This is a genomic window from Blastomonas aquatica (genome assembly GCF_014639875.1).
Lineage (GTDB): Bacteria > Pseudomonadota > Alphaproteobacteria > Sphingomonadales > Sphingomonadaceae > Blastomonas > Blastomonas aquatica.
In genome coordinates, this window is the sequence record NZ_BMGD01000008.1 from 42219 (window position 1) to 52546 (window position 10328).

A 10328-nucleotide genomic window follows, 5' to 3' on the forward strand; every position below is an offset into this window, starting at 1 on the left:
GTATCGCGTTGGCAGTCCATCGCTGATACGCTAGCGTAAAATTACGGTGGAAGAAAATGTGGCCAGGAGAGTGTCATGGTATCTGAGACAGCGATGGTTCCAACAGGGGCTCAACGTCAGTTCACCCGGTTTCTGCTTGGTGGAATAGGCGTGGTGGCTATGGTGATCGCTTTTGGCCAGCATGATCGCCGCGGGCTGCTTCTGTTCGATCAGCCTGAGGCTTTTGCTGCCAGTGAACTGGCGGAGTTATCTTCGCCGGGGGGGCTTGCACAAGGCATCGGTGTCCGCAGGATTCTACCGTCCCGAATTGGCGCGAGGCAGATCGCCAGGGCGGTCAATCCAGGTTCAGTGCAGGCACCTGCGCCTGGTGCAAGCGGCCCCGCCGGCGTTGGCTCGACGATCGGACTGCAGCCGTTTGTTCTGTCAGGTCCTGAGCCTTCATTCGCTTCAGATGGCACATCACCAGGGCAGGGTCTGGGTCAGTCGGGCCCAGTGCTTACCAGCACGTCTGTCCCGGGGACAGGAATAAGCCCTACGCCGCTCATCGTTCCAAGCGGCCCAGGGGTTGTTCCAACTGAACCTGGAATTGTGCCAACCGTGCCTGACGTCACGGATCCGGTTGTCCCTGCGGTTCCAGAGCCTGCCAGCTGGATTCTTATGATCATTGGCATAGGCGCCCTCGGGGCGGTCATGCGGCGGCGCCAATATACTGTCGGGCAACTAGTCGCCGGCCGCTAGACTCACCGCTTGCTTTTTCGGGATCCGTATGCTCAGCACGGGAGCGCCCAGGCTTGTGATTGTATCCATGCCGAGCAGTGATCTTCCGAGTTTTTCCACGATAATCACGCGATGACCCCGTATGCGGTTGCCGGCGACGTCGAACGTATTCGCTGAACCGTAATGGGCTGTGATCGTTCCGCCGACTACTGCAAGCTGCGTTTGGCCTTCAGTGTCTACCTCTGCAAGTCTCGCATCGGCTGCAGACATGATAGTGTGACTCGCGCCCGTATCTAACTGAAATTCTATCGGGACACCGTTGACATGTGCATCGATCTGCACGCGGTTGTTCTCATCAAGCCTGGCAAAGAATGCAGAATTATTGCTTGTAGAAGGTAAACTGCTCCTCTGGACTGACAACTGATTGAGGACTTCAGGATATATAGCGTTTGGGAGCGTATCCACGGATAGAACCGCCGATCCCGCCAACAATGTGCACGTTGCGATGAAAACGGTGCTGATGTCCGACATAGATCGGACTTAGCGCGGACATATTAGCAATCCGTTATCCTGATGAAGGTGACAGCCCGCTCTGAAGCGTCGGCAAAACCTGGATTGTTTCCTTATGGAGCCGATCCGGCTCGGCTCCATTGAGCACGTCAACTGCGCGTCATTGTCCTGCCCTCAATGCCAGTCACAGATGGCGTGCCGAGGATAGATGCGGGCGCTTTGGGCCAGCCGGTCGGTAGGCCCGAGCCCATCGGCTTGGGTGTTGCTCGATCAGCTGAAGCATCCCACGATGGTATAGGGCTGCGCATTTCCCCCTCCGGTTACCGTGACCGCACCTGCCGACACCCAGGCATGTGCCTTTATCTTCCCGTGAGGGTGTTCGCGCAACAAACCCAGAAAGACGGCATGCGGAATCCGATAGATACGCAAAAGTAAAATGGCGCAAAGCGCCTGTGGAAAACAGTTGGCGCGCCACGGAGCGTATGACGAAGCTAGCAGGATGGTGCGTCCAAGGTCGAGAGCGGTTTCCCGCTGGCCGGCCTCAAGCAGCGGTGTCAGGGGACATACATGAGATTGCAAACCGAGGAGGCGTACAAGCCGTTCAAAGGAAAGCAGGAGTATCGCACCGCGCCCAAGACCCAGGACGACCCAGGCAGGGGCAAGCCAGAGCAGCTGCAACCGAGATTTGTGTCTGACGGCGCGTAACTTTCGAAGAACCCGGCTCACCACCGGCATTCAGGTCCGCGCAGCCAGCCCTTGACGGGCAAGGTCGTCGAGAAACGCCTCGCAATCCTTGCGGCACGTGGTTTCATCGACGTTATGGCTTTGGCAGATCGCACTGACCATCTCCTCGACACATCTTGGTTCCACCATCAGATCCCAGATGATCTGGCCAATCCCGGAGAGTGCGAAATATTTTCCCGTTGATACGCTGAGCATGACGGTTTCTCCCCCCATGTCGGCGGCAATGACGTCAGGTTTTCTCTGGTACTTGGTTTGCATGTTATGATCATCCTTTTGACGCCTCTAGCCCATAAATGGCGTTCGCTTCGTTTTGTTTCTGATATTACTGCGAGCAGGGTCGCGCAATGGGACTTGTCCCCTAATGCGATCAGCCGGGATCCACAATTGAGGCAAGGTTTCGAGCTGGATGCGGCCCTTCGTTAACCTTCGGAGCTGATCACATTTGCGAGATAACTGTCGGGTGAGCTTGCTATCTGGGCATAGCTCCCCGTTTCCAGCACTCTGCCATCGCGAAGCGCAACCACCCAGTCGGCAAATGATATGAGTGACGGGCGATGAGCGATGGTAACGACAGTGACCTTGCCGCGCAGATCATTGATTGCCTTTGCTATGATCGCCTGATTTTCCCAGTCCAGCGCGCTCGTCGCCTCGTCCAGGATAAGCAGCTGTGGCTTCCTTAAAAGCGCCCGCGCCAAAGTTATTCTTTGTCGTTCGCCTCCGGAAAGCCGCAGGCCGCGGTCACCGACCACCGTTTGCAAACCACGTTCGAGCGCACTTACAAATCCGTCTGCCGATGCAGTTCTGAGAGCCGCCCACATGTCTCCTTCGGTGATGTCGCTCCGTCCGAAGGCAAGGTTTGCAGCGAGCGTGTCATGAATCAGAAAACTGTCCTGAGAAACATATGAGATACTGTCCCTCCAAAACCGGCGGTTCTCTGCAGTTAGCTCGATTCCGTCCAGCAAAATGGTGCCACTTGTCGGCTCAAGCAGGCCCATGAGCACGTCGGCAACTGTAGTCTTGCCACTGCCTGAGGGCCCTATGATTGCGGTTACCTCATTGACAGGTAGCACAAACTCGACATCATTCAGAGTAGGTGATGAGTTCCCGGGATATGTATACGAGACCTTCCTGAATTCGATATTGCTTTTGAGCTGGGGTATCTGTTTTTGCTCCCGCACCATGGCTTCCTGATTCTTGATTGCATCCGATCTTAGCCTGTACATTGCGGTTGCCGCAGGGATGCTTGCGTTGAGATCCTGCCAGCTACCCTGTACCGAAGTGATCTGGGGCGCCGCACGTATGAAGAGCAAAATCAAGGCAATCGTCGAACCGTAATCCAGTCCCAGAGGGCCTAAGGCGAGGTAAGCAAATGTTGCAAGTCCTGAAGCCGCCGCGACCTGAAATATAACGCCTCCCAGGGTATGGATTCGCATGAATGTGATTGTATCTTTTCGAATCCATAGAAGAGATTTTCGTAGCAGGTCAAAGTAGAGCGGTTCGGAGTTAACTGCCTTTGCGGCTTTAAGTCCTGTGACAAATTCAGACACGATGCGGTATTGTTCGACACGGCGGTCAGACAGTGCCTCGCCGAATACCCGCGCCGCGCGACGGATGGGTGTCATTGCCCCCAGGATAACGACCCCGAGCGTGACCCCGAAGAGGGCCATGGCAGGCGACACCACCAAGGCAACGAGTGAATAGACCGCCAAAACGATCAAAGTTTGTATAAGGAATATCAGCTGGGCAAGCGCCCTGTGAACCCTCTCGACCTCTGCAAGCAGGGCATGGCTGATATCGGCACCCCTGATTGTGGCAAGATAGGACCAACGGGCACCCGCCACGCTTGCAAACAAACTCGATTGCAGACCGTGGACATAGTCGTGCATCAGAGCGTTGACCTGGATATCCTTCCAGCGGGTCAGCATGGCGCGCAGGGCAATGATGGCAACAAACCCTGCGAGGATACCTTCGAGCGGTAGAGACTGAGCCGCGTCGAAAACTGTGGCAAACATTCCAGATGAAAAGCCCGCTACAGCACTCTCACCCTGAGGTCCCAGCACACTGATAATTGGAATTAGCAGAAGCAGGGACACGCCTTCGGTTAGGCTGCTGAATGTCGCCAGAGCCAGAATCACCATCCCTCTGCCGCCAGTCCTTTTATGGACCGCTCTTGCAAATTGGTAGATGGAGAGTGTTCGAGCTTGAGTCATATCGAATCCAGGTTTGGCGCGAGCGCTGGATAGCTTCCTGTTAGATTTTTGTAACCAGCCCCGCAGCCACCTGCCAATAGCGTATAAAGCGCAACATGAGTTTAACTTGGCATCATCATTGGGGCGTTTTTCTGTGCCGTTACGATACAACCGGTAGTGAACGAAAGATTAATGAATCGGCTTGACCGAAGCTCGCAGAATCGGTTATTTGAGTAAGGGGCGTCCTATGGAAGGAGTTTATCCTATGACTGAAGTTACTGAAACTAAAGCTGAATACACCGCGCCGGCTCTGGTCGATCTGGGTGACATCAATGAAATCACCGAGAGCATCAACGTTCTGGGTGGTGGCGACAGCCAGTTCAGCCTGCTCGCACCGAGCTGAAAACGGGGCAGTTCCTTGCGGTACTGCCATCTTTCGGACCTGCTAGATTTTTGCCCTGGCTGTGCATGCCGCTTGACAGCGGAATGGCATATCTAGGGCAAAAATTTGTGTACATTCCTCGTAGAGCGTTAGGAGTATCACGACAGTCTGCTCGGTTTTCCGGCGAGCGGATCGCCAAAATTCATGCCGAACGCAAAGAAGTTTTTTAACCGAAATTGGGTTGCTGTTCCCAATCCATTTCATGGCATGTCATCGTCGAGCGAATTGTCCAGCGTGTCATGGGCCCCGATCCATACCGCGTGCGAATATGCCAGTTGCAAGATGAATGCATCCGTACCATTCGGATTCCGCAAGTAATCTTTCAAGGTTTGCTGAAGACGCGTGACGTTCCAAAAACGCGAGAATGCGGGGGGGGCGATTGAAAACGCTGTCGCCAGCCTGTCGCGTTCCCCCTTAAGACTCACTGCCAGGTTAAACCCCAAATTTGACTTGTCACGTCGCAGCCTCACCGGCTCGGGTAGAACACCTCGTGTGGCCTCTCGCAGTATGAAGCGCGTCCAGCCATTTCTGACTTTGAAGTGCACCGGAAGAGCAAGGCAAAATTCCACCAGTCGCTTGTCAAAGAATGGATGGCGCTGCTCAATCCCGATCCGTGCACCGATCCGATCAAAAAATTCAAATGACTCGGCGATAAGCGGAAGTTCGATATTGCGAAGATGATCCTCCGCCGCTGACGGTCGCCATGATTCCAGCGGCAGGGATAGCGAACTCTGGTAGCGCGCCGACGACTGCACGCGTTGAGAAAGCTGCGTCAATCCGCTGCGCCCATGGGCATGACGCCATTTTCTTGCGAGCCATTTCAAAGAATCCGGAGCTGCCGCCCCCAGCAGACTGCGAGCAGAGACTCCATACTGTGACCGAAGTATTCGCGCAGTGTTGAATGCACGCCCTGGTGATCCGATCTTTTTAAGATACGGGACGCACGGTACCGCATATTGCGCCAGTAGTGCTTTTTTTGATCCCTCATAATTGCCAAGAAATTCGCTCAGCAGATCAAGTTCTATTGCAAAGCGTTGCCACTCTTCGTTGAGCACGAGTTCGGTGAGAAGCGAAAATCCGTGTGACACCACAGTATCGCCGTCGTGCCCTCCCAGGAGGACCCCCATCCCCTTTTCTTTTGCCTGGCTGGCGAGCTCCCAGATCTGAAACAGATTTGGGGCGAGCATTGGTTCGTCCAGGGCTTCAGCCAGCGCGGCTGTGTGTGTGAGGGGACTGAGGTTATCCATTCGGTGTCTGGAGATTTCTATTGGAGCCAGCTCCGACGCGTCGACATCTTCAACCAGCTTGATCCATTGCTCCTCGTCCGACCCTGGTACCATTGGGAAGGTCGCTGAAAAGGTGGAAAGATACCCGACAGGCGAGTGCTCGGCGACCTTCTCCCGCGCCAGCATGACGATCGTCGAAGAATCCAACCCACCGCTGAGGCAAGCACCGACCGGTTTGCTGGACCGTAACCTGCAGTGCACAGCTTCGCGCAGCAAGTCGATAAAGCGATCTGCGATCTCATCGTCTGACCCGCTCAACGGGATTGCCGGCACCTCCGGTTTCCAATACCTCCATTCCGTCAGTCCTGTTTCGTCCAATTTGAGGGCATGCGATCCCTGAAGCCGTACCACTCCCTGATACACCGTCGACGTGGTATCGCGAGGATTCATCGCAAGCAGCGATAGTATTCTGGTATCGTTAACCTGGGGTCTAACTATCCCAGAGGCAACCACGCCTGATGGCTCACTTGCAAAAACGAAGTGATCACCGACAAACGCATATGAGAAAGGTTTTTCTCCGAAATGATCGCGGGCGCAAAATAAAGACTTTTCCTCTTGATCGTAAATTGCAAACGCGAATGCGCCAAGCAAATGATCCAAGCAATCATGGCCAATACGTTGATATAGAGCAAGAATGAGTTCACTATCGCAGGATATATTTGGTGAGAGTTTGAATCTAGCGATCAGTTGGTCCCGATTGTCAATTCGAGCATCGCAAGCAATGATATGCGTACTCAACGGATTTCCCATTTCGGGTTCCTGCTCGAGCTCAGCTCCAGGAGTAATGTGTAGAATTGCCGTGCCGAGGGCGCACCGATCATCATTCCAGTGCCAGCTGCGATCATGTACCCGATGTGCGAGTGAGCGAGACATGGCCTCCAGACGATCTACGGTTAGATTGTCGCTTTTGCTGATGATGCCGAAGATAGAGCCCATATATCCCACCCTTAAAGTCAGCAGCACAGAGTGGCGCGAATGTCAGCCAATCCATACATGCTCAGTGCCGAACCCATAAACACGATTCCGAAAGGTGAGTAGTTCTGATTTGCGGTAGTGGCAGGGCATGGTTTGATCGCAGTCACCGAGCGTGATGGAGTGATTCGGATCGCTCATCATTCGACTTGGAGTCGGCATTCAGGAATCGAACCCATTTTCAAGATTATTTTGTTAATCCAATTGATGGACCTACTGCGTCGTCTGGGTAAACGAGTCATTTAGATCAGAACGATCATGGTCTGATTCGATACCCCCTCCGTCGCATGCCTCAAACTGAGACACGGTCAGGGATGCACTAAAGGAAGTCGGTGGCCGGTCTCACCGCATTGCAGGTCAAGAATGCCACGCCTGGACGCGATGGGGACGGGATAGGGCTCAATCTGCCGGTGCGCGAGGCTTGGTTTAGGTCCAGGCTTCTGCTCGTCATGGTCGACGGCTGACGCAACGACTTTGGGCCTGGCAGTGCTGGCGACCTATTCCTTGCCGACGCAGGTGACAAAACAGCCGAATGGCGCGCGATCCCAAAACAGGGCGCGACCCTTCCATGGTCAGGCGCCCATCGTGCATATCGCGCCGCTGACCACCCGTGTCGTCGAGTTGCTGCAGTCGCCACAGCCGATGGCAGGGGAACCCAACGCGTAAGCTTTTTTGGGCTTGGGTGCTAAGCCACTCAGCGACATGATCATGGACGCGGCTCAGGGATTGCTCGCACGTTGCACAACAGTTCGCGGCTGGCGTTCATGCTTTCGCGACTTCGTCGCCGAAACCACCAATTTCAATAGCCAGCTTACCGAAATGGCCGTGGGCACACCGTCGCGACTAGGGTCAGGACCCATTAATCGCTTGCGCGCGACCTGAACGGTTGATTCAATGTGGCAGGAGGTAGCTGCCATGACTGATTTGCTGATGTTGAACGATGCGCAGATGCGCCGGATTGAGAAATATTTCCCGCTTTCGCACGGTATTCCGCGAGTTGATGATCGGCGGATATTGAGCGGGATCCTGTTTGTCATTCGCAACGGGCTGCGCTGGCGCGATGCGCCGAGCGACTATGGGCCGCACAAGACGATCTATAACCGCTTCATCCGGTGGAGTCGGCTGGGGGTATTCAACCGTATTTTCGCCGAGCTGGCCAAGGATGGCGATGGCGTGCTGATGATAAACGCCACCCATCTCAAGGCGCACCGCACTGCAGCCAGTCTGCTAAAAAAGGGGCTCTACCCCGATGTATCGGACGCAGCCGAGGCGGGCTGACCACCAAGCTTCATGTGGTATGCGATGGGCGGGGGCGCCCCCTTCGGCTCCACCTTACCGAGGGCCAGCGCAGCGATCACAAAGGGGCTGAGGCCTTGATTCCGCATCTGCCGCACGCTCGTGTGCTCATAGCCGACAAGGCATACGCCTCACGCTGGATGCACCAATCTCTCGAGCAACGCGCAATCACCGCCTGCATCCCGGCTCAGCGACAACGTCGGCATCTGCCCGAATATGATCCGGTAACTTACCGCCAGCGCCATCGCATCGAAAACATGTTCGCCAAACCCAAGGACTGGCGGCGCATCCACACCCGCTACGACCGATGTGCAGACATATTCCTCGCCGCCATCACGTTCGCAGCAATCTTCATCTTCTGGATCAATGAGTCCTGACCCTAAGGTCGAAAAGACATTTCGCCGCTGCAAACTGCTGGAGCGACGCCGGGAATTGATGAACGCACGTGCAGCATATTTTGCTGGCCAATCTGCCGCATTTGTCAGCATAGATGATGCGCGGCAGGTAAAGAAATCTGCCGCATAGGCTGAATAGTCGTCGCGGCGCCGTGGGTCTGACAGGACGCCGGGTCTAATCACCAACGGATTTGGAGTTCCGACGATGCCTGATCAGTCACGTATCCGAACACCATCCGGGTGTGAAGGCTTCTCCGCTGCAATTGAAACGCCAACTGCGGTCTTGGACGCGATGATTCCGGGTCCGGGTATCGCGGCCAACGCCGGCGAATGGGAGGGCGACATAACCGAAGACGTGGAGGAGGGTGACCCGGCAGGTGGCGACATTTGTGATGAGGCGCACGATCAGGGATCCAAGGTGCAGTTGCTCGACAGTGGATCACACACCACCGGCTGGTTCCATGGGATCGACCAACGCTTCATACAGCAACGGGGGACCTACCTGGTTATGCCAACGCGACCCTATGATTGGTTGGATGCCGAATACTTGGTCAACGAAAGGGAATTATGATGCCAATCGATGCGGCGAAAACCACGTGCATTGTGACGCGTGGGGTGATGGACGTCGGTACCTGCGATGAGCTCGATCTTGCTTTCCGTCAGATAGGGCATTTATTCGGTCCGATCAGCCTTTTAATTGGTTCCGAAGCGACACCGGCGGAAGTGCTTTCGGGTCTCGCCAGTGTAGGTGAAGCGCTCGCCGAGGCCGCGCTGGACCAGCTGGGCGCATTGCAGATCGTCTCGCATGTAACTGAATATAATGTCAGTCAGTCTGTGAATTGAAGGATGAGAGGCGTGTCAAATTTGAACATTCGCATGAGAGACGGTTTTATACCGCTGCGCAATCTTGGAGAAAGCTTGAGCAAAGCGGGTATTGATCAAGATCAATCGGATGCGTTCGTGCTAGACGCGCTGCGTCGCGGCGCACTGCTTGCCACGGGCTGCAGGGAGTATAGGTTTGATGATCTGCGAATGAGCGTTCCGATCGGAGAAAGGGAAAGTATACGCCGCTCCTGGTGGCGTGGCTTTCGCTCCTTTGCCTATCGGGAGGCCGGTGCCTTTTCTGCCAGAAATAATGTTGCCGGATATTACTTGGATGTAGCTTCGCAAGAATTGATTGAAGCTATGGCCGAAGCTAACCTCAGTGACCGAATAAATTGTCCTATTGCGGGCGCACAGTTCCGAAGGCATTGGACAGCCTATCACGGTGTCCGTGTCGAGGCATTAGCGGCGGATGGTCTGATTCAGGCAATCGCGCCTTCGATTATGCCAGCGTCGACCCGGGGTAAGCGGGGACCACCTGATAAGGTAACGGTTACCGGATTGGTTGCCTACATCGATGCCGTGGTTGCCGAAATTTCGATATGCGGGAAGGTTACGATGGCCTGCCAGCACATTGCAGAAAGAGCAATCAACCAAGGCGCGGTCGAGATCGAAGGTCGCCCAGCAATGCCAACGTCGGATGACCTAGAGCAGGTTAAGCAGCACCTGCGCAGTAAGTATCGCAGCCTCCAACGCGCGCGAGATAGGATCAGCCCCCCTCAGTCCTAACGCTCGGGAAAAACCTCCAGCAACGTCGTTGGTCCCAGCCGGCTCGGCCCGCTCAATCGCTAGCCTCATAGAACATCGGGTTCTTGAGCCATTCCTCGATTGCCGATTCCCGCCACCCGCAGCATCGCTCGGCGAGCTTGACCTGCTTCGGAAAAGTGCCTGCTTG

General features: G+C 55.1%; 12 protein-coding genes. 6 read left to right on the forward strand and 6 right to left on the reverse strand.

The annotated features are described in order from the left end of the window. Positions 1 to 159 precede the first annotated feature (159 nt). On the forward strand, positions 160 to 738 hold the full coding sequence (locus tag IEW00_RS17705; protein ID WP_373282666.1) for a PEPxxWA-CTERM sorting domain-containing protein: 579 nt from the start codon (positions 160 to 162) through the stop codon (positions 736 to 738). Here IEW00_RS17705 and IEW00_RS17005 read toward each other — a convergent pair. The 4 genes from IEW00_RS17005 to IEW00_RS17020 all read right to left on the reverse strand — a co-directional run bounded on the left by IEW00_RS17005 (position 721) and on the right by IEW00_RS17020 (position 4109). After that, positions 721 to 1248: a retropepsin-like aspartic protease gene (locus IEW00_RS17005; protein WP_188515626.1), complete on the reverse strand. Its 528-nt coding sequence runs from the start codon at positions 1246 to 1248 to the stop codon at positions 721 to 723. The genes IEW00_RS17705 and IEW00_RS17005 overlap by 18 nt on opposite strands. A gap of 249 nt (positions 1249 to 1497) precedes the next feature. Further along, positions 1498 to 1962 carry a lasso peptide biosynthesis B2 protein gene (locus IEW00_RS17710; RefSeq protein ID WP_188515627.1) on the reverse strand — a complete coding sequence of 155 codons (465 nt, stop codon included), beginning with the start codon at positions 1960 to 1962 and terminating at the stop codon, positions 1498 to 1500. Further along, entirely contained in the window at positions 1963 to 2229 is a 267-nt protein-coding gene (locus IEW00_RS17015) for a lasso peptide biosynthesis PqqD family chaperone (protein WP_188515628.1), read from the reverse strand. It abuts the gene before it with no gap. A gap of 161 nt (positions 2230 to 2390) precedes the next feature. Continuing rightward, a complete protein-coding gene (locus tag IEW00_RS17020) occupies positions 2391 to 4109 on the reverse strand; it encodes an ABC transporter ATP-binding protein (protein ID WP_188515629.1) in 1719 nt (572 codons plus the stop codon). A gap of 316 nt (positions 4110 to 4425) precedes the next feature. Between IEW00_RS17020 and IEW00_RS17025 the strand changes: the two genes are divergently transcribed. After that, on the forward strand, positions 4426 to 4563 hold the full coding sequence (locus IEW00_RS17025; protein ID WP_188515630.1) for a lasso RiPP family leader peptide-containing protein: 138 nt from the start codon (positions 4426 to 4428) through the stop codon (positions 4561 to 4563). A gap of 239 nt (positions 4564 to 4802) precedes the next feature. Here IEW00_RS17025 and IEW00_RS17030 read toward each other — a convergent pair whose 3' ends face one another. Next, on the reverse strand, positions 4803 to 6824 hold the full coding sequence (locus IEW00_RS17030) for an asparagine synthase-related protein (protein ID WP_188515631.1): 2022 nt from the start codon (positions 6822 to 6824) through the stop codon (positions 4803 to 4805). Between the two features lie 951 nt (positions 6825 to 7775). Between IEW00_RS17030 and IEW00_RS17035 the strand changes: the two genes are divergently transcribed. The 4 genes from IEW00_RS17035 (at position 7776) to IEW00_RS17050 (ending at position 10162) form a co-directional block, all read left to right on the forward strand. Then, a protein-coding gene (locus IEW00_RS17035) for an IS5 family transposase (protein WP_188515632.1) occupies positions 7776 to 8533 on the forward strand; the annotation gives its coding sequence in 2 pieces (ribosomal slippage) (positions 7776 to 8103 and positions 8103 to 8533; 759 coding nt in all). 223 nt (positions 8534 to 8756) lie between these two features. Then, positions 8757 to 9122: a hypothetical protein gene (locus IEW00_RS17040; protein ID WP_188515633.1), complete on the forward strand. Its 366-nt coding sequence runs from the start codon at positions 8757 to 8759 to the stop codon at positions 9120 to 9122. After that, entirely contained in the window at positions 9119 to 9394 is a 276-nt protein-coding gene (locus IEW00_RS17045; RefSeq protein ID WP_188515634.1) for a hypothetical protein, read from the forward strand. Before IEW00_RS17040 ends, IEW00_RS17045 begins: the two co-directional genes overlap by 4 nt. Before the next feature lie 12 nt (positions 9395 to 9406). After that, positions 9407 to 10162, forward strand: a complete 756-nt coding sequence (locus IEW00_RS17050) for a hypothetical protein (RefSeq protein WP_229737116.1) — start codon at positions 9407 to 9409, stop codon at positions 10160 to 10162. A 52-nt stretch (positions 10163 to 10214) separates the two neighbouring features. Here the strand turns inward: IEW00_RS17050 and IEW00_RS17055 are convergent. Beyond that, positions 10215 to 10328 (reverse strand): helix-turn-helix transcriptional regulator (locus tag IEW00_RS17055; RefSeq protein WP_188515636.1); only part of this gene is annotated, 114 nt, incomplete at its 5' end.